The sequence below is a fragment of the Planctobacterium marinum genome (genome assembly GCF_036322805.1).
In the GTDB taxonomy this organism is placed as follows: domain Bacteria; phylum Pseudomonadota; class Gammaproteobacteria; order Enterobacterales; family Alteromonadaceae; genus Planctobacterium; species Planctobacterium marinum_A.
The window spans coordinates 903,301-923,087 of the sequence record NZ_AP027272.1 but is presented as its reverse complement, the minus strand read 5'-3'; the positions used below and the strand labels follow the sequence as shown (position 1 = coordinate 923,087).

The following is a 19,787-nucleotide window of genomic DNA, read 5'->3' as shown; positions in this document are numbered from 1 at the left end:
CACATTGGTGCCCATTGGATTTTTATTGTTTCGCCGAAAAACGATAACCAGAGCCACGAACGGTCTGAATCATGTTTTCATGACCATGCCCTGAAATCGCTTTTCTCAAGCGACGGATATGCACATCAACAGTGCGATCTTCAACGTACACATTAGTACCCCAGACATTATCCAGTAGCTGTTCACGACTGTAAACTCGCTCTGAGTGGGTCATAAAAAAGTGTAGCAGTTTAAATTCAGTTGGCCCAAGCTTTAGAGCATTGCCATGGGAAGTTACGCGATGTGAAACCGGATCTAATATTAAACCACTAAAGCTGATAGGCTCTTCGTTGGAAGTGGGAGAAGTACGTCGCAGAACAGCCTTAATACGCGCAACGAGTTCTTTGGGAGAAAAGGGTTTAGTAATGTAATCATCAGCACCGGCGTCCAGGCCTCGTACTTTATCCTCTTCTTCACCACGAGCCGTCAACATTATGATGGGAATGTCTTTGGTGTGCTCGTGTTGCTTCAACTTTTTCGCCAGCTGAATACCACTGCCGCCGGGAAGCATCCAATCCAGTAAAATAATTTCTGGATAAGGTTCCACCACAGCCTCTAAAGCAACATCAAAATCTTCAGCTTCTGTCACGTCAAAATCAGATTGCTCCAGGACAAACTTGATCATATCCCTGATGGGGGCTTCGTCTTCTACTACCAGAATTTTTTTACTCACTTTTTACCCTCGCTCATTTTAGCCGCGGCAATTATTTGTCGTTTTAATGACAAAATTATGAAAGTTTCTCAGCGAACTCTCAAAAACAAGTGGTTTTATAGTGACATAACCGAAAATTAAAGCCACCGGGTTCCTTGTCTATTTGCTATTTTCTGCATATTCTTAGCCGAGGAGCAGCAAAATTTCACTATTATTGTCCGGGTAGCATAACAATGAGGCCAACTCAGTGTTTATCACAGCAGGAAATAGCAAAAAACGAAGGGCTACGTTGAATGTCAAAGGTTAAAGTCGGATTATCTAGAAAGCTTTTGACCAGAGTGCTTTCTGTTTATTTCATTCTTACACTTATCGTCACCGTTGGGCAGATCCTGACCGAATACCTGAATGCCAAGAACCACATCCAGAGTGAACTGCAAACTCTTAAAAATACCTTTAGTACCAGTCTCACTCGAGCTATTTGGGAGCTCAATACTCCCCAGGCACAGTCTATCGCCGAAGGCTTAATGGAACTGCCCATCGTCGAAGGCGTGCAAATTCGTGACGAAAATGGCAACTATATTGCCGATCTTGGCCGAACCGTTGTGTTGCAGATGGATCCAGTCAGCACTGGGGTTATGCAAGATCACGGTGGTGGCACTTTTGGTTACACCTTCCCACTGATCTTCGAATTTTCGGGGCGTACCTCTAATGTCGGTGATGTGACCCTCTATTCCAGTTTCGAAATTATATTTGGTCGTATTCAGGTGGGGGTGTTCTTCCTGATTGGTAATGCCATATTAAAAACTGGCTTTTTAGTATTCCTGTTTCTCAATGCCTTCCGGCGCATGCTTACCGAGCCACTATCCGACCTTACTCATCAAATAAACGAGTTTGATATAGATCGTCTGGAATCTTCCAAACTGCAGGTAAAAATAGAAGACGATAACGAATTGGCAGTACTGCGGGATGCCTATAATAAGCTGGTTGATGATCTCATTGATTTTCAAAATCGTCTCGGCGGTGCACAATCCGATCTCAAAGAAGCCAATCGCAAACTGGATGAACAAAACCTCATGTTAGAACAAGGGGTCGCCAAGAAGACCGCCAGTTTATCCAAGATAATGCTGGACCTGGAACAGCAGAAAGATGAGCTGATGGTGAAACAGGAAGAGCTGAAACGAGAAAACGACAGCCGCCGATTTGCCGAAGACACCTTGCGCGCCAAGAATAATGAATTGGCAGAGTCAATGGAAACTTTGAAAGTAGCTCAGGACCAGCTGGTGGAATCGGAGCGCATGGCGTCTTTGGGGGGCTTAGTTGCAGGTATCGCTCATGATGTGAACACGCCTATCGGAGTGAGCGTTACAGCAGCGAGCTTTTTACAAGACCGACTGAAATCACTGCAAACGGCATTCGATGAGAAAAAGCTCACCAGCAAAACCATGAATGCCTTTATCGATGAAGCGGGTCAAACCACAACGCTGTTGTTATCTAACCTGAATCGCGCCTCAGATTTAGTCGCCAGCTTTAAGCAAGTAGCCGTAGACCAAACCAGTGAAGCAGAGCGTGACGTAGACATGAAAGAATACATCCGTGAAGTCACCCAGTCGCTGGCGCCGAAATTCAAAAAAACCAACCATACAATCGACGTAGAATGTCCCGAAGATCTGACGGTGCGGTGTGCTCCTGGCGCGGTGGCACAAATTGTCACCAACATGATTATGAACTCTCTCATCCATGGCTTTGAAAATGTCAAAGAGGGTCATATCAAGATGAAAATATGGAGTGACGATAATCAAGTAAATATCGACTACCAGGATGATGGCAAAGGGTTAAACAAAGAAATGTTAGACAAACATTTCGACGCCTTCTTTACTACTCGTCGCGGCAAGGGCGGCTCCGGTTTGGGAACCCACATCATGTATAACTTGGTGACGCAAACACTAGGCGGTAAAATCGAAGCTGAGAGCGAGCCGGGCAAAGGCTTGCGTTACATAATTAGTTTCCCGCAAAACAAACGCGCTAGTTAAGCAACATTTACCCCTTGGTTTTTAAACTGGATCAGCAGGTGCAGACCTGCTAATCTCCTGCCTCTTTTTTTACATCTCAAAACTTAGCTGCGGGATAGCTGAAGTAAGTTTTGACAACTGACAAGTTGAAGACAATGTGGTTTAAAAATTTAAAAGTTTACTCTATTACCGAATCCCTTGACGTTTCCCCCGAAGACTTACAACAACAACTCACCGAAGTGGCCTTTCGCCATTGCGGCAAACAAGAACTGGCCACTATGGGTTGGGTGGCTCCGCTAGAAGGTGGGCAGGAGCTGTTTCACCTGGCTAATGGCCGCTTTCTGTTAACACTGAAAAAGCAAGAACGCTTATTGCCCTCATCAGTGGTTAACGCCGAACTCGAAGAGAAAGTGGCGCAAATCGAGTCTGAAACAGGCGCGCCCGTGGGCAAAAAGGCAAAACAAGATCTCAAACAAGAAATTATTCACCGTTTATTGCCCCAGGCGTTTACTAAAAATAGTTATCTGCACGGCATGTTCAGTCCCAAAGAGAACCTGGTATTCGTTGATGCTTCGGCAGATGGCAAAGCCGAAACGTTTTTAGCTATGTTGCGTAAAGCCATGGGTTCATTGCCTGTCGTGCCCTTGGGACGCACCAGTATTGCAGCGGAACTCACCAGCTGGCTAACGGACAACAAGGTGCCCGCAGGATTGGAATTACAAGACGAAGCAGAGTTTAAAGACGAGGCCGAAGAAGCCAGCATTATTCGCTGTAAAAACCAGGATCTGACCTCGGAAGAGATGCTTAATCATATTGCTTCTGGCAAGTCAGTACAGAAAATTGCCCTCAAATGGGAAGATACGCTTACGGCTATTTTGCAGGAAGACTTATCCATCAAACGCATTAAGTTTACCGATGTTATGCGTGAGCAAAACGATGACATCCCCAAAGACCAAAAAGCAGCCAAGCTAGATGCAGACTTTGCGTTGATGTCGGGAGAGTTGGTGCGCTTTGTGGCCTACTTGCAAGACACCTTTGACCTGCACGAAGAAGATTAAAAACAAGCGGATTGAGAAGTAAAAAAGGAACACGCTGTGTTCCTTTTTTGTTGGATATATAGTTTGGTTTAAACTAGCTAAATATCGCTTTCCCGGTTTCTTTCATTTCTTTGTATTCCGGACTCTCCACCAGCGCCAAATCGCTGATCATGTTTTTCTTCATGCATATATTCAAGATGGCGTCTTTCTGGCTGTTAACATGGCCGGCAACCGCAGCTCCCATGCGCACGAAATCCAGATAGGACACAGCCTCGGTTTGCACCTTCATATTGCGCCAACTTTCTGCAACTTGCACAAAGTCTTTACCAAAGCCCCACTCGTTAGTAATGGCTCCACCCAGTTGGCCAGAGAGTTTTTGCACCGCCACATTCAAAAATGCGGGATTGGCAAACACTTCTTCATGGCGCTCTGCTTCGGTAAGGATCGGTAAAATACCGATATTGTGTACTAAAGAGCACAATGTCAGGGTATCAACGTTTAAACGACGATCTTTGGTTTCATCTTGGTAGATGCGGAACAATGCCAACGCATTGGCCACCACGTCCACAGTACGATCCCAAATTTTATTGATATAACCTTTAACCACTTCGTTTTTACTGACAAACAGCTGCTCCATAGCTAGTGCGGTGGCAATATTCTTGATTTGGGTAAGGCCGATACGTGTCACAGCCTGGTTCAAAGATTCTACTTTTATAGTGCGTCCTAGATAGGCACTGTTAGCAATCTTAATGATCCGCGCTGACAACGATGGGTCCAGTCCAATCACTTCCGCCATAGCGTTAAGATTAATTTCGGGGTCATCAGCCGCCTTTCTTACCTTCAGTGCTATCGCAGGCAGTGTTGGTAGCACCAAAGTATCGTTATTAATTTTTTCCACCAGAATGGTGAGCAATGCGTTTTCAGTGGACATTTTCCAACCTTTTCCAAGTATCCGGGCATTACATCGATGCCAGATGAATTATAAATATAAGCGGGTGAACTATGCTAACGTGACCAATAACTTCGTTGCCATACTACTTTGGGATGAGGAAACTACAGGTCTCGTCAAATCAACACCCTTCACCATGAGTTTAATTTATTTTCTTCGATTCACCAGGCATTTATCTGATCTGACTCAAATTAATTTGTTTTTTTTAATAAGCTAATGGGCGCTAAATTTGATTTTTGTGCCAAGTTGCCGGATGGTATGTCAGGTTTTTCGATAAAAATGCAGAAAAAGAGAAAATTATGATTAAAAAACATCCACTTAGTGCTTTGATTGGCGCTGTCTCGGTATGCCTTTTGAGTGCTTGTCAGCCCGCCCCGGAAACTGGGGCCGTTGTCTCATCACCAGAACCCGCAGAACAACATGCACTCTTACCTGAATTCAAAGATCGTTTGAATATTTACAAAGAGGTTGAGCTAACGGCCGACCTGTCACATTTGTCTGAGAACCAAAAAGAAATGCTGGCAGTGCTGATAGATGCATCCGTCATCATGGATGATCTATTCTGGCAACAGGCTTATGGTCCAGATAAAGAAGCACTCATCTCCGCCATCAAAGATGAAAAAGTACGCAAATTTGCAGAGATTAATTATGGACCTTGGGACAGACTGGATGGTGACAAAGCTTTCTTGAGTCATGTCGAAGCTAAATCTCACGGCGCACAATTCTACCCTGCAGATATGGATAAAGCAGAGTTTGAAAGCTGGCAACAAACCGGCAAAGACGGCCTTTATTCCATTGTTGAACGCAACAATGGTGAGCTGACATTAACCCCTTATTCAGAAAAATATAAAGTACAATTGCAACGCGCCGCAGGGTTATTAAAGCAGGCGGCATTACTTGCAGACAATGAAGAGTTTGCCAACTACCTGAATATGCGCGCCGAGGCTCTGTTAAGTGATGATTATCAGGCATCAGACTTTGCCTGGATGGACATGAAAACCAATCCCATTGAACTGGTTTATGGTCCCATTGAAACTTACGAAGATCAGTTGTTTGGTTATCGTGCTGCGTTTGAGTCTTATGTACTGATAAAAGATCTGCAATGGAGTGAGCGTCTGGCTAAATACGCACAGTTCTTACCTGAATTACAGCGCGGTTTACCAGTACCAGAGCAGTATAAACAAGAAACGCCGGGAGCCAATGCCGATCTCAATGCTTACGACGTTATCTACTATGCAGGTCACTCGAACGCAGGTAGCAAAACCATTGCTATTAACTTGCCTAACGATGAAGAAGTGCAACTCTCTAAAGGCACCCGTCGTTTGCAGTTAAAAAACGCCATGCGCGCTAAGTTTGATCACATACTGGTGCCAATTGCAGAACAACTCATTGTGCCAGAGCAGCGCCAGAATATTACCTTTAATGCATTTTTCGCCAATACCATGTTTCATGAGGTAGCTCATGGCCTGGGCATCAAAAACACCATCAATGACAAAGGTACAGTGCGCCAGGCGCTGAAAGAACATGCCTCGGCACTGGAAGAAGGTAAAGCTGATGTCCTTGGCCTGTATATGATTCAGCAACTGCTGGAAAAAGGTGAGATCACGGAAGGCGTATTGCAAGACTACTACACCACCTTCATGGCTGGTATTTTCCGCTCTGTAAGATTTGGCGCTTCCAGTGCTCATGGCAAAGCTAATATGGTGCGCTTTAACTACTTTAAAGAGCAAGGGGCCTTTAGTCGCAATGCCCAAGGCCAATACTCAGTGGACATGGCAAAAATGCAAAATGCTGTTAGTAACTTGTCTGAGCTAATACTCACTCTGCAAGGCAATGGTGATTATGCTGGTGTGGCAAAACTGGTAGCCGAAAAAGGTATTATCGATGACGCACTGCAAGCCGACCTCGACCGTTTGTCTGAAGCCAATATTCCTGTAGACATTACCTTTACACAAGGTAAAAAGGTATTGGGTCTTTAATTACTCTGAACGACTAAACGATTAAGCGGATTCAAACACTCGTTTGAATCCGCATCATTGCTTGCTACAATTCGTTGAACTAATCATCATTAACATCACCTAATAGTTATGAAGTTGCATCGCATCGAAGGCTACATTCAAGATATCTGGCTAGTGGAAGAGTCATGGGGACTCATGCTATTAGATGGCGCATCACGTGCTGACGTTGGGACCATTTGTGACTTTATCAACAAACAGTTACACCGCCCGCTCAATGATTTAAAAATCGTGGTGGTTACCCACATGCATCCCGACCACGCTGGCGGTGCCAGGGCACTGCGACAAGTTTGCAAGGCCCAGATTGTCAGTGCCAATGTGCCCGGTCAATGGTATCGCGGCATCGATGGTTTGCTGATGCATTTAACCGATATTTTGCTGGCTCATTGGGTGGCGGGCCGGATGCGTAAGAGACGCCGTCTGATTTGGTATTCGCCCTACATTACCCCGGATATTGCACTAAACGACGGAGACTCCATTCCGGGCTTTGAGCAGTGGAAGGTACTGTTCACCCAAGGGCATACCGATCGCGATCTAACCCTATGGCACCAGCCAAGCAATCGAGTTTACGTGGCAGACCTGATGGTGAAAGTGAAACAACGATTCATTCCACCCTATCCAGTTTTTTACCCAAACCGTTACAAAGCTTCGTTACAGCGAGTTCGCCACCTGTCTCCAACTAGTATTCTACTCGCCCATGGCGGCGAAGTGAGATTAACCGCCGAAGATTTTGATTACCTGGAAAACAAGGCGCCAGAGCGACCAGCGACCCATTGGCGCTCTGTAAAAACTAAATTAGCGCGGATATTTGGCCTGCAAGCCACATCCAACTAAACCTTCAATCTTTCCTGATAAGGTGGCCAACCCAGAGGCTTCCCAGCCAACACGTGCAGATGGATGTGGTACACTGTCTGACCGCCGTGCTCGTTGCAATTCATCACAGTTCTGAAACCTTCCTGCGCAAACCCCTGCTGCTCAGCAATATGTGCCGCCACCCAATGCAGGTGTCCGACCAATGCTTTGTCAGCGGCTTCCATATCATTGATGGTAGCAATAGGCTTTTTCGGTATCACTAAAAAGTGAATGGGGGCTTGCGGATTAATATCGCTAAACGCCAATGCCTCATCGTCCTCGTAGAGGATTTCAGCCGGAATTTCTTTATTGATGATTTTGGTAAAGATAGTTTCAGACATATTCAGTCCCTCAAATAGACAAGATCGCGAAAATCACAATACCCAGAATTAAACGGTAGATCACAAATGGTGTCATACCTAGCGTGGATATCCATTTCAAAAACAGGGTGATACAGATGTAGGCACTGATGAAAGACAGTACCACACCATATAACAACTCTTCCCAGTTTACAGCATGCTCACCGGTAACCAATTTGTAAGTTAAAATCGTGCCAGCGCCAAGAATGGTGGGAATAGACAGCAAAAAAGAAAAACGCGCAGATTTTTCCCGAGATATACCCAAAAACAAGGCTGCGGTCATAGTCACCCCAGAACGAGAAGTCCCCGGAATAATGGCTGCAACCTGAGCCAAACCAATAATAAGCGCCTTTTTCCAGGTTAACTCCACTGTTTCTGTCTGACGGCTGGCAACTTTGTCCGCCCAGTACAACAATAACCCGAACAGTATAGTGGTAGTGGCAATAACATAGCCTGAGCGCAACCACCCTTCTACATAGTCTTTGACCATAAAGCCCACCAGAATCACCGGAATCGTGGCTAAAATGATCATCCAGGCAAGTTTGCCATCATCAGTTACTTTACCAGACAATGATTGACCCCAGCCCACGGTAAGCTGAAATACCTCCTTGCGAAAATAACACAAGACAGCCAACAAACTGCCCACATGAACGGCCACATCAAATGCCAGCCCTTGATCATGCCAACCAAAAAGTTGTGACGGCAAAATCAAATGTGCTGAACTGGATATGGGTAAAAACTCTGACAAGCCTTGGATTAAGGCCAGAATAATGATCTCTAAAGTGCTCAACCTTTGACTCCTTTTGGCACATATAACTCTCGCGTACGTGTTATCTCAATGCCAATGGTATCCACTTGTTGCAAAATATCCGGCTTGAGGATTTGCAATTGAATTTCAGTTAATGGAAAAAGTGAAAACAAATCGGCAAATATCAATTCTGCAAAGCGCTCCAGTAATTCCGGTCGGTGTTGCTCAGCAAGTTTTTCGATACGCTGCACTATCGCAGCGTAATCAATGGTATCGGCTACATTATCCGACTGCATAGGCAAGTTTAAGTCGGTTTTAAGTACCAGATTGAGGATAACTCTCTGACTTTTTTCCCTTTCCCAGTCGTAAACACCAATAATGGTGTCGATAAGTAACCCGTTGATAATGATTTTATCCATAATGACAGCGTATAATGGGCAAGCATTGAAACATTGCAGGAATCATACTGATTTATCTTTTTTTGTCTAACCGCAGTTTGGATTCATTATGTTAGCAGTATTACTCCCCGTACTGGCCTACTATCTGGGCTCGGTCTGTAGTGCGATTTTAATTTGTCGGCTTTGGCGCTTACCCGACCCCAGAAGTGTGGGTTCGGAGAACCCGGGTACGACTAACGTATACAGACTAGGTGGCAAATGGCCAGCGCTGGCCACCTTTGTGTTTGACATGCTCAAGGGGATGTTGCCAGTCCTACTGGCGATTTATTTGCAACAACCTGAATTGGTGGTGGCCTTGTGCGCGGTATTTGCCTGCCTGGGACACATCTTCCCGCTATTTTTTGGTTTCAAAGGAGGCAAAGCCGTCGCTACCGCATTTGGTGTGATCTTGGCATTGGAGTGGATAATGGGATTGGCGCTCATCATCGTTTGGCTGGCTATAATGAAAAAGCTGCGCATATCCTCAGTGGCTGCCATAGTAACCGTATGCTTGGCCCCGATTCTGGCTTTTGCCATCAGCTCACCTTGGTTTATGAGCATCACTTTAATGAGCTGCACCATTGTTCTCAGGCATCTGCCCAACATCAGACGCCTATGGGACGGCAACGAGTTGGGTACCTGAGCGATTTCCGAATTCTCATATTCCACATCAAATAAGAAGCTTCTTCTGTAAACAACAAAGTTTTCGAAAATCTAAAGAACTCTTAGTTCGGAGTCCGTTTCAGTTACCCCTTTACACGCAGTAAGCTGAGTATTCAGCATACCATCAATTAATTGGAGCCAACTCATCCAGTGGCCAGCGCGGTAAAACCTGGTCAGATAGTTCATCGGTTTGTCCTGCCAATAAACGCTGTGCCCCAGCATAGGCAATCATGGCACCATTGTCTGTACAAAATGCCGGAGCAGGATAAAACGCCTTGCCACCGAGTTTGTTCATCAATTCCGTCACCTGCGCTCGCAGCTGCACATTGGCACTCACGCCACCCGCAATAACTAACTGTTTTACATTACATTGTTTGAGGGCCCGTTTGCATTTAATCAATAATGTGTCGATAACGGCTTCCTGGAAAGCAGCTGCAACATCGGCTTTGTCTTGTTCAGATAACTCACCGCTCTCAGATGCTGCTTTCAGGTCTCTGATAGTATTGGCAGCAAAGGTTTTCAGGCCACTAAAACTGAACTGTAACCCCGGTCTGTCGGTCATGGGTCTGGGAAAGGTAAAACGTTCCGAATTGCCCTTGTCTGCTAATTTAGCCAACCGCGGGCCGCCGGGATAATCCAAATCCAATAACTTTGCAGTTTTATCAAACGCTTCACCGGCGGCATCATCTACCGATTCACCTAATAATTCATAACTTCCAATGGCATCCACCTTTACCAACATGGAATGCCCGCCTGAAACCAATAAGGCCACGAAGGGAAATTCCAAATCGATATCATCCAACAGCGGTGCCAGTAAATGGCCTTCCATGTGATGCACGCCAACGGTGGGCACATTCCAGGCAAACCCCAGGCTGCGAGCAACAGAGCTACCCACCAATAATGCGCCAATTAAACCCGGTCCTCTGGTGTATGCAATGCCATCGATGTCATTTTGCGTCACGCCCGCCTCTTTGATGGCCTCTTCAATTAACGGGACGACTTTTCGAATATGATCTCTGGAGGCCAATTCGGGCACGACGCCACCATAATCTGCATGCAGCTTGACCTGACTGTACAGTGCGTGAGCTTGCAGCCCCTTTTCAGTATCGTATAAAGCAATTCCTGTTTCATCACAGGAGGTTTCAATTCCCAAAACCAGCATAGTTATCTATTACCTCATTAAAATTGTCGCCAGTTTACCGAAAACCCGGCACCAGAACCAATTTTCTGCATGCAGAAGATATCAATGGCCATTATTTATCAGGACAAATAGTCAGCATGGCCTTTACATTGCCTGGCGATATGATTAGAATTGCGCACCATTTTTAACCGTGCCGTCTATTTTTTAAGCACATTATTGTTAAGATTTTGATTAAAGGTGATTTTTAATGCCAATCGTTAAAGTTAGAGAAAACGAACCGTTTGACGTAGCACTGCGTCGTTTTAAGCGCTCTTGTGAGAAAGCTGGTATTTTGTCTGAAGTTCGTCGTAGAGAGTTCTTCGAAAAGCCAACTTGGGAACGCAAGCGCAAAAAAGCCGCTGCTAAAAAGCGTCACTTGAAAAAAGTGGCTCGCGAAAACGCTCGTCGTATCAAGTTATACTAAGCCGTTAACGCGAATTTAAGCCAAGTTATGTCTTTAAAAGAATCACTTAAAGAAGCTCAAAAAGAAGCAATGCGCGCCAAAGACAAATTACGTCTGGGTACCATTCGCATGGCTTTAGCTGAAATTAAGCAAAAAGAAATAGACGGCAGAGTCGAGTTAGAAGACGCTGATGTATTGGCGGTGCTCACTAAAATGATGAAGCAACGCAAAGATGCCATGCAGCAGTTCGAAGACGCCGGACGCGAAGATCTGGCGGAACAGGAAAGAAATGAAATGGAGGTGATACACTCATTTCTTCCCCAGGCATTAACCAGTGAAGAACTCGACGCCTTAATCGCTGAAGCTATGACCGAATCCGGTGCCAGTGGCATGCAGGACATGGGTAAAGTGATGGGCTGGCTCAAACCTAAAGTACAGGGTCGCGCAGACATGGGCGAACTGAGCAAAGCCATTAAGGCAAAACTTAGCGCATAATTCGCAGCAGTTTACTGCAAACGTGCATATCGACTTGACACAAGCCGCACCTTAATACAAGGTGCGGCTTGTTTATTTGGGGCAACAAAAAACGACAATGGCAGGCAGAATTCCACGCAGTTTTATCGATGACCTTTTAGCCAGAGCAGACATAGTCGAGGTTATTGACAGTTATGTTCGCCTGAAAAAGGCCGGTCGTAATTACCAGGCCTGTTGCCCATTCCACAACGAAAAAAGCCCCTCTTTTACGGTAGCCCCCGACAAGCAGTTTTATCACTGTTTTGGCTGTGGCGCTCACGGCAACGCCATTTCATTTTTAATGGAATACGAACGCCTGGAGTTCCCGGAAGCCATTGAAGAACTGGCCCGTATCTATCATCTGGAAGTGCCCAGAGAGGACGGCGGTAGCTTCCGCTCACAAACGCCACAACAGAAACAGCAGTTGCAAGACGACTATGAGCTGATGAATAGAGTCGCTCGCTTCTATGCACAACAGCTAAAAGCTCATAATTCCGGACAGCAAGCAATCGAGTACCTCAAAGGACGAGGGCTTAGTGGTGAAATTGTCAAAACCTTTGAGATTGGTTTCGCGCCTCCGGATTGGGATAGCGTTTTGCGTCAGTTCGGCAGTAATGAACCCGCGGTTCAGCAGCTTATCGACTTGAAGCTGGTGAACCAAAACGATAATCAAAAGCGCTATGACTTTTTCCGGGATCGCATTACGTTTCCCATTCGCGACAGACGCGGCCGGGTCATAGGTTTTGGTGGCCGGATTATGCAGGGTGATGGTCCCAAATACCTGAACTCACCAGAGACCCGTATTTTCCACAAAGGCTCTGAGTTGTATGGTTTTTATCAAGCCAAACAAGCTCACCGCAAACTCGACAAAGTGATCATCGTTGAAGGCTATATGGATGTAGTAGCACTGGCGCAATTTGGTATTGATTACGCTGTTGCGGCGCTAGGCACAGCCACTACACCGGAGCATATCCAATTGCTGTTTCGCAATACCCAGGAAGTGATCTGTTGTTATGATGGGGACCGCGCCGGTCGCGACGCTGCCTGGCGGGCATTGGAAAACGCCTTGCCTATGTTGAAAGATGGCTGCCAGCTAAAGTTCTTGTTTTTACCCGACGGGGAAGACCCCGATACCATGGTACGCCAGGAAGGCAAAGAGGCCTTTGAGCAACGACTAAAAACGGCGCAGCCACTGTCTGAGTTTTTATTTGAGCATTTACGTCAAACTCACGACCCTTCCACCCTGGAGGGTAAAGCCAGTCTCAAAGCGCAAGCCATCCCTATGCTGGAAAAAGTACCCGGTGAGTATCAGCAACAAATGTTGATGGAAAAATTAGCCATGATCACCGGCGAATACGACCGTGTCGTGGCCAGTAAAAAAATTGCTGAGGCAAACGTAACCTTAAAAGCACAAAAGGCCGACTACGAAAAACATCAAAAAATGTCCGATTCACCGGTCCGTCGCCTTTTACATTTACTTCTGCATGCTCCCGAAGTAGCTAAACAAGTACCGGAAGTGACTTCAGACAGCTTAATGGCCATCAACCTGCCAGGTATGAATCTGGTGAGAGACATTCACAAGATTTGCGTAGCAGAGCAAAGCGTAATGGGTATCCAGATTCTGGAGCGCTTTCGAGAACATCCTCATTACGCTGTGCTATTAAAGATGATGAGCAAAGAAATGCCTCCTGGAAAGGATCTGGTGGCGGAGTATCGCGGCAACATCAATCGATTAATTCAACTGCAACTGGAAGCAAGGTTGGATGAGCTAACCACCCTTTCGAGATTGCAGCCATTAAGCGCTGAAGAAAAACAAGAAATCGTTGCCTTAACCAAAGCATTGAGAACAGGCGTTGCGACGCAATAAGAGCACAACAATTTGCTCGTCAAACCTTGTATTTTCTGAATTTAACACCAAATATTAAAGAGTGCGCGGAGAGTCTTATTGCATCACAGTAAGGAATTATAAACAGTCACTGAAAACAAATTTTGTACAAAGCATAGATTGTACACTTTTTTATCTGCTATAATCGCTAATTCCGCGCGCAATGGCGCAACCTCTTCAGGAGTGCTCCGCTAGCATATTTCATGCGGTCATGCGGTGCACTTGAACTAGTAAATTTATATTGTGGAAGCATATGGCAAGCAAGCAGTCACAGATTAAACTCCTCATTGCTAAAGGTAAAGAACAAGGTTTTTTAACCTTTTCTGAAGTAAACGACCACCTCCCGCAAGATATCGTAGATTCCGATCAAATTGAAGATATTATTCGCATGATCAATGACATGGGTATTCAGGTGTTTGAAAACGCCCCGGATGCCGATGAATTGTTAATGCAGGAAACCACTACCGATGAAGAAGTGGCAGAGGCAGCAGCGCAGGCGCTTGCCACGGTAGAGAGTGAAATTGGCCGTACTACCGACCCTGTGCGCATGTACATGCGCGAGATGGGCACCGTAGAACTTCTGACTCGTGAAGGCGAAATTGAAATTGCCAAACGCATCGAAGACGGTATTAACCAGGTACAGTGCTCGGTAGCAGAATACCCTGAAGCCATTACCTACCTGTTGGACCAATGGGATTTGTACGAAGCAGAAGAGATTCGCTTAAGTGACATTATTCTGGGCTTTGTTGACCCCAATGAGGAAGATGTTGCCCCGACTGCTACCCACATTGGCTCTGAATTATCCCAGGAAGACCTGGATGATGAAGACGACGATGATGACGAAGATGATGACGACGAGGAAGAAGACAACAGCATCGACCCGGAAGTGGCTCGAGAAAAATTTGCTGAATTGCGGGTTCAATACGAAGCGACTCGTGACGTCATTGCCAAAAACGGTCGTGCTCATGCTAAAGCCAAAGAAGAAATTGCCAAACTGAGCGAAGTCTTCAAAGAGTTTCGTTTAGTGCCTAAACAATTTGATCGCATGGTAAAGAACATGCGCTCTATGATGGACAGAGTGCGCGTACAAGAGCGTCTGGTGATGAAGCACTGTGTGGCTCAGGCCAAAATGCCTAAGCGCGACTTTATCCGTAAGTTCGCTGGCAATGAAACCTCTCTTGATTGGTTCTACGAAGTATTGGAAAGCGAGCAACCCTACGTTGCCATGCTGAAAAACCTGCAAGAAGACATCGAGCGCTGTGTCAGCAAGATCAATCAGGTGGAAGAAGAAACCGGTCTCGTGATTGATGATATCAAAGACATCAACCGTCGCATGTCTATCGGTGAAGCCAAGGCTCGCAGAGCTAAAAAAGAAATGGTGGAAGCCAACTTGCGTTTGGTTATCTCCATTGCCAAAAAATATACAAACCGTGGTTTGCAGTTCCTTGACCTGATTCAGGAAGGTAACATCGGCTTGATGAAAGCGGTTGATAAGTTTGAATACCGTCGCGGTTATAAGTTCTCAACCTACGCAACCTGGTGGATACGTCAGGCGATCACTCGCTCGATCGCGGATCAGGCCAGAACCATCCGTATTCCAGTGCATATGATTGAAACCATTAACAAACTCAATCGTATTTCACGTCAGATGCTGCAAGAAATTGGTCGCGAGCCCACACCGGAAGAATTGTCAGAGCGCATGTTAATGCCAGAAGACAAAATCCGTAAGGTACTGAAAATCGCTAAAGAGCCCATTTCCATGGAAACTCCAATTGGTGATGATGAAGATTCCCACTTAGGTGACTTTATCGAGGACAGCACCATTGTGCAGCCACTCGACTCTGCCACCAATAACAACCTTAAGCTTGCTACCCAAGACGTTTTGGCTGGCTTGACAGCGCGTGAAGCGAAAGTATTGAGAATGCGTTTTGGTATCGATATGAATACTGACCACACCTTAGAAGAGGTGGGCAAACAGTTTGACGTTACTCGTGAGCGTATTCGTCAGATCGAAGCCAAAGCATTACGCAAGTTACGCCATCCGAGTCGTTCGGAGCAATTGCGAAGCTTCTTAGACGAACAATAATGAGGAAAAGGCGCTTTAAGCGCCTTTTTTATAGCAATGAAAAATTATCTGATTTTAAGTTTATGTGGTCTTTTGTGGGCATGTGATACCGCCAAGCCTGCAGATCCTATTTGCCGTATCAACGACCAGTTCCTGGATGACGCTAAAGGCAACGCCGGCTGCTTTATTCGAGTTAACGACAAGCTGGTAACACTGGGCAACATAAAAACCGGTGCTTTAGATATTCCTGGCGGCAATGCTCAAGAAGGTGAACTTGCTCAATGTACTGCTCATCGAGAAACCTTTCAGGAAACGGGTTTTAACGTTGAAGTAGGTAAGCTATTGGGTGTTGCAGAAAATGGATTCCGCTTTTACCAGTGCCAGCTGGCTGAAGATGTGGGTGAAGATATCGAACGTTTTCCGGTGCCGGGTTGGTCTAAACACGAAGTGGCCTTTATCAAGCTCACCGACCCATTTGATACCTTGGCCAGCGAATGGCGCTACCCCAAACGTCATATAGAAAACCTGGATATGTTTAATCAAACCAAACCAGAAGACAGTCAGTAAAGCAATATAAAGGGTGGCTGGTACTATCCTCAGCTGCCCTATCCGAGATTTGCCAGTAATTCATCTGTCCAGTCGCGCGCCTGTTCCATCAGCTTTGATAACAACTCAGCTTGGGCCCAACCGCAACTTTTACGTAAGCAGTCCCACTCTGCTCGTTCTAACATTGTCACCTTATTGAGAATATCGCCCATAAACCCGCTTCTCTCTAAAAGTGCCGATTGTAACTCCTGTGGGATAACGAGATGCTTAACCACCGTTTGCATATCCATATTCAACACTCTGTCCAGACCAGAAAAAAGGCCCATGGTGAAATAACTATCTGCGTCTTTGTGCTCTATCGCTTTGGCTAACAACTCACAGGTTCTGGCGCGGGTCAGCAGAATAGTAAAAAACGCATCGGGCACATCACTATTCTGTAACAGGGAAATCAAAATAACCCATTTCTTGAGTGCCGCTATTCCCAAAAAGACAACCGCCTGCTTAAGACTACTCACTTCACGCTTTAAGCCTTGCGCAGGGCTATTTAAAATACGCAATAGTTGATAGCTTAACTTGGGGTCCTTCGACACCAAATAGGATAAATCGTCGAAGCTTACATCCGCCTGTTGAAGTTCGTTGATAATGGTAAGAGCGAGGTTAACATTGGCGTTTATTTTACGCCCTTCTATGACTTGAGGCCGTTCGAGATAGAACCCTTGGAACAAATCAAAACCCAGCGCTTTGCAGCGTTCAAACATTTCAATGGTTTCAACTTTCTCGGCGACGAGGATTTTACCCATCGCCTTAAAATCACGAATGATGTTTAGGTGCTGCTCGATATCACTATGCAACAGATCCACTTTGATGAATTTGACAAAAGGCAAAAGCGGCGCGAATTTATCGGCGAAGCAATAATCGTCCAAAGCGAACTGATAGCCCAAACGTTTAAGTTTATATATCCGATTAGTCAGTTGCTCATCAACTGGCGTATTTTCCAGTATTTCGATAACGGCCGTATTGCGTTTCACCGGAAAAAAAGAATCTGACAAAAGCAGGTTGCGGGTTACATTAAAAAAAAGCGGATATCGAGTTAAAGCCTCATCATCATTAATGCTGCCACAGGCATTGATCAGTAACTCACTGGTGGCGACATCACCATCGCTAAATTCAGCCTTATCGGTGCTGCTTTTTGAGCGATACAATAATTCGTAGGCGAAGATGCCATGCTTTTTGGTAAAGATGGGTTGGCGGGCACATAATACGTCACTGTTGGCAAACATTTATGACTTGTTACCTGGTTAGTAGGCTTCAGCACTCAATAGCTTTGCCCGGTATCTGAGTATTTCACAGTCTCCAGGCAGACACTATTAGACTTTTGCCTTAGCCTTGTATTAGCGATAAGACTCTACCAGTTTATCCAACATTCCTGCCAGTTGTTGCAGTGCTTCACTGGCTCTGGCCACCTCGTCAGAGACTTGTAAGTTTTCCTGGGTTTCTCCCTGGATTTCTTTCAGGTTTTCACTGATAACATGAGCCACCTGGGCTTGCTCTTCCGTCGCGGTCGCTACCTGATTGTTGATATCCCGCAGTGCCGTAATACCTTCGGTAATACTGGTTAGGGATTGTTCTGCCTCTACCACAGACTGCACACCATTTTGCGCTTGTTCACGACTGTCCTTCATCAAGGAAACTGCCCGTGAAGCTTCTTGCTGTAAACGGTCGATGGTTTTTTGAATCTCCTCAGTAGACTCACCAGTGCGTTGCGCCAGCGAACGAACCTCATCCGCAACCACAGCAAAGCCTCGACCTTGCTCACCCGCTCGCGCAGCTTCAATAGCCGCGTTTAATGCCAACAAGTTGGTCTGCTCTGACACGCCTCTGATCACTTCCAAAACACTACCTATAGCATCGGTATGACTGGCAAGTTCATCTATCACTACTGCAACCGATTCCACTTGCGAGGACAACTGCTCAATGGATTGTTTTGCCTGCATAGATACAGACTTACCTTTATGGCTGGCATCCTCTAGCTCGTTTGCAGTTTCTGCTGCACGGTTGGCATTACGCGCCACTTCATCAACGGTATCCCCCATCTGACTGATGGCGGTGACCACCTCACCCGTATGTTCTGACTGGCGCTTACCCAATCTTAATGAGGTTCTGGCAGAGTCAGCTACTGAGTCAGCCTCACTGCGCAAGTCTTCACTGGTATTGGCCACCATTTCCACAGTTCTTTGAATTTTTTCAACGAAGGCGTTAAAGCCTTCTCCCAGAGATTGAAGCTCCTGGGAGGATTGCCGTTCCAGGCGCACATCCAGGTTGGCTTCCGCTTTGCCTAAATCTTCAAATACCGCCGACAATTTGCAAATAGGCCCGGCGATAATATTGGCTACAAATATCGCCAGTACCGCAAAGCCTGCCGCCACTAATGCAATCCAGATAATCATCTGATTACGGGCGGCGTTAAGTTCAGCGAAAATCTCATCCACCGGAACCTGAGCAACAACATACCAACCGCCGGACTCAATATAACTGCTGGCCACAAACACGTCTTCACCATCTATGGTGGTTTCCGCCATGGCGAACTCAGATTTGGAGAGTAGTTTGCGCTCTATTTCGCTGGAATAAAGCGAGCCAAGGTCGCGTTTATTGAGATAACTTTTATCGCGGTGAATTTGCACCAGGCCTTTGCCGTCGGTCAAAAACACAAAGCCGGTATCCGCGATTTTATTGCTCTTTAACTTGTCCACCATCTGATCAACAGACAAACCAATCCCCGCCAGTACCTGGCCATTGAGCTGCTGATAGTTAACGAACATCTTGGTGCCCTGTCCCTCTTCGGTGTACAGGCTCATGGAGGTGGCCTGGCCAGAATCTTTGAAGGCGAAAAACCAACCGTCCAGGTTGTCATTATTCAGAACTCGTAAAAAACCATCCTGGTTCCAGTATTGCGCGGTGAATCTGTTGGCGACCGATGCGTTGGTAAGTCCATACTGATTCTTAATGTTGTTCAGGTTGCGAATAATCAGACTTTCTTGTTCCTGCGGAGAGCCATTGCGCATCCAGGTATTCACAAACTCATCATTCGCCAGCTGAGTTGTGGCACTGCGCATAATGGAGATCTCCTTATCCAGCTCATTGCGAATGCGCTGTAAGGTGTTGGGTAATTCCACTTCCTCTAATCGTTCCGACACCAGGCTCCTTGCGGTGAATTGTCCTATTGCGCCCACCATGACTGCCGAAATCAAAACAGCCGAGAGCAAGGAATAAACAAATAATTGTTTGATTGATAAAGATGCTAAGTTCATTGATTGCCTGTCTTTTGCGCAATTGCTTTTTGTATTGTAGGAGTCCCATCCACAAAATGACAAACCCGATACAGAGGATTTGTTTCTTTTCCAATAGTTCTTATACTCCGTATTTCGACCGGATAGT

At 45.9% G+C, this 19,787-nt stretch carries 18 protein-coding genes; 10 read left to right on the top strand and 8 right to left on the bottom strand.

What is annotated here, in order from left to right; translation table 11 throughout:
* Positions 1–22 precede the first annotated feature (22 nt).
* Positions 23–712 (bottom strand): phosphate regulon transcriptional regulator PhoB, encoded by a 690-nt coding sequence (phoB, locus tag AABA75_RS04150; RefSeq protein WP_338291260.1) that lies wholly within the window; start codon positions 710–712, stop codon positions 23–25.
* A gap of 272 nt (positions 713–984) precedes the next feature.
* Between phoB and AABA75_RS04145 the strand changes: the two genes are divergently transcribed.
* Positions 985–2,721 carry a sensor histidine kinase gene (locus tag AABA75_RS04145; RefSeq protein WP_338291259.1) on the top strand — a complete coding sequence of 579 codons (1,737 nt, stop codon included), beginning with the start codon at positions 985–987 and terminating at the stop codon, positions 2,719–2,721.
* A gap of 134 nt (positions 2,722–2,855) precedes the next feature.
* Positions 2,856–3,758: a recombination-associated protein RdgC gene (gene rdgC / locus AABA75_RS04140; protein ID WP_338291258.1), complete on the top strand. Its 903-nt coding sequence runs from the start codon at positions 2,856–2,858 to the stop codon at positions 3,756–3,758.
* Positions 3,759–3,831: 73 nt separating this feature from the next.
* Here the strand turns inward: rdgC and AABA75_RS04135 are convergent, their stop codons facing one another.
* Positions 3,832–4,668 (bottom strand): HDOD domain-containing protein, encoded by an 837-nt coding sequence (locus AABA75_RS04135; RefSeq protein ID WP_338291257.1) that lies wholly within the window; start codon positions 4,666–4,668, stop codon positions 3,832–3,834.
* Positions 4,669–4,985: 317 nt separating this feature from the next.
* On the opposite strand from AABA75_RS04135, the gene AABA75_RS04130 reads away from it, so the two are divergent.
* Both AABA75_RS04130 and AABA75_RS04125 read left to right on the top strand, forming a co-directional pair.
* Positions 4,986–6,665 (top strand): dipeptidyl-peptidase 3 family protein, encoded by a 1,680-nt coding sequence (locus AABA75_RS04130; RefSeq protein WP_338291256.1) that lies wholly within the window; start codon positions 4,986–4,988, stop codon positions 6,663–6,665.
* A 108-nt stretch (positions 6,666–6,773) separates the two neighbouring features.
* Positions 6,774–7,535: an MBL fold metallo-hydrolase gene (locus tag AABA75_RS04125; protein ID WP_338291255.1), complete on the top strand. Its 762-nt coding sequence runs from the start codon at positions 6,774–6,776 to the stop codon at positions 7,533–7,535.
* On the opposite strand, the gene AABA75_RS04120 is transcribed toward AABA75_RS04125, so the two are convergent.
* Genes AABA75_RS04120 through folB form a run of 3 tightly spaced genes read right to left on the bottom strand, consistent with a single transcriptional unit; the run spans position 7,532 to position 9,079 of the window.
* Positions 7,532–7,894, bottom strand: coding sequence for a histidine triad nucleotide-binding protein (locus AABA75_RS04120; protein ID WP_338291254.1), 363 nt, complete (start codon positions 7,892–7,894; stop codon positions 7,532–7,534). The two genes, AABA75_RS04125 and AABA75_RS04120, sit on opposite strands and share 4 nt — an antisense overlap.
* A gap of 10 nt (positions 7,895–7,904) precedes the next feature.
* The gene (locus tag AABA75_RS04115; protein ID WP_338291253.1) at positions 7,905–8,702 is read right to left on the bottom strand and encodes an undecaprenyl-diphosphate phosphatase; all 798 of its coding nucleotides are present in this window, start codon (positions 8,700–8,702) and stop codon (positions 7,905–7,907) included.
* Complete coding sequence (gene folB, locus AABA75_RS04110; protein WP_338291252.1) at positions 8,699–9,079, bottom strand: dihydroneopterin aldolase; 381 nt, start codon at positions 9,077–9,079, stop codon at positions 8,699–8,701. Before folB ends, AABA75_RS04115 begins: the two co-directional genes overlap by 4 nt.
* 88 nt (positions 9,080–9,167) lie before the next feature.
* Between folB and plsY the strand changes: the two genes are divergently transcribed.
* Entirely contained in the window at positions 9,168–9,740 is a 573-nt protein-coding gene (gene plsY / locus AABA75_RS04105) for a glycerol-3-phosphate 1-O-acyltransferase PlsY (RefSeq protein ID WP_338291251.1), read from the top strand.
* A gap of 144 nt (positions 9,741–9,884) precedes the next feature.
* Here plsY and tsaD read toward each other — a convergent pair whose 3' ends face one another.
* Positions 9,885–10,922 carry a tRNA (adenosine(37)-N6)-threonylcarbamoyltransferase complex transferase subunit TsaD gene (tsaD, locus tag AABA75_RS04100; RefSeq protein WP_338291250.1) on the bottom strand — a complete coding sequence of 346 codons (1,038 nt, stop codon included), beginning with the start codon at positions 10,920–10,922 and terminating at the stop codon, positions 9,885–9,887.
* Positions 10,923–11,148: 226 nt separating this feature from the next.
* On the opposite strand from tsaD, the gene rpsU reads away from it, so the two are divergent.
* The 5 genes from rpsU to AABA75_RS04075 all read left to right on the top strand — a co-directional run bounded on the left by rpsU (position 11,149) and on the right by AABA75_RS04075 (position 16,373).
* A complete protein-coding gene (rpsU, locus tag AABA75_RS04095) occupies positions 11,149–11,364 on the top strand; it encodes a 30S ribosomal protein S21 (protein ID WP_229528211.1) in 216 nt (71 codons plus the stop codon).
* 27 nt (positions 11,365–11,391) lie between these two features.
* Positions 11,392–11,838: a GatB/YqeY domain-containing protein gene (locus tag AABA75_RS04090; protein WP_338291249.1), complete on the top strand. Its 447-nt coding sequence runs from the start codon at positions 11,392–11,394 to the stop codon at positions 11,836–11,838.
* Between the two features lie 97 nt (positions 11,839–11,935).
* On the top strand, positions 11,936–13,723 hold the full coding sequence (gene dnaG, locus AABA75_RS04085; RefSeq protein ID WP_338291248.1) for a DNA primase: 1,788 nt from the start codon (positions 11,936–11,938) through the stop codon (positions 13,721–13,723).
* Between the two features lie 271 nt (positions 13,724–13,994).
* Positions 13,995–15,827 carry an RNA polymerase sigma factor RpoD gene (gene rpoD / locus AABA75_RS04080; protein WP_338291247.1) on the top strand — a complete coding sequence of 611 codons (1,833 nt, stop codon included), beginning with the start codon at positions 13,995–13,997 and terminating at the stop codon, positions 15,825–15,827.
* A gap of 36 nt (positions 15,828–15,863) precedes the next feature.
* The gene (locus AABA75_RS04075) at positions 15,864–16,373 is read left to right on the top strand and encodes an NUDIX hydrolase (protein WP_338291246.1); all 510 of its coding nucleotides are present in this window, start codon (positions 15,864–15,866) and stop codon (positions 16,371–16,373) included.
* 38 nt (positions 16,374–16,411) lie between these two features.
* On the opposite strand, the gene AABA75_RS04070 is transcribed toward AABA75_RS04075, so the two are convergent.
* Together AABA75_RS04070 and AABA75_RS04065 are read right to left on the bottom strand one after the other, a co-directional pair.
* Positions 16,412–17,632 carry an EAL and HDOD domain-containing protein gene (locus AABA75_RS04070; RefSeq protein ID WP_338291245.1) on the bottom strand — a complete coding sequence of 407 codons (1,221 nt, stop codon included), beginning with the start codon at positions 17,630–17,632 and terminating at the stop codon, positions 16,412–16,414.
* A 111-nt stretch (positions 17,633–17,743) separates the two neighbouring features.
* Positions 17,744–19,660 (bottom strand): methyl-accepting chemotaxis protein, encoded by a 1,917-nt coding sequence (locus AABA75_RS04065; protein ID WP_338291244.1) that lies wholly within the window; start codon positions 19,658–19,660, stop codon positions 17,744–17,746.
* Between the last annotated feature and the right edge of the window lie 127 nt (positions 19,661–19,787).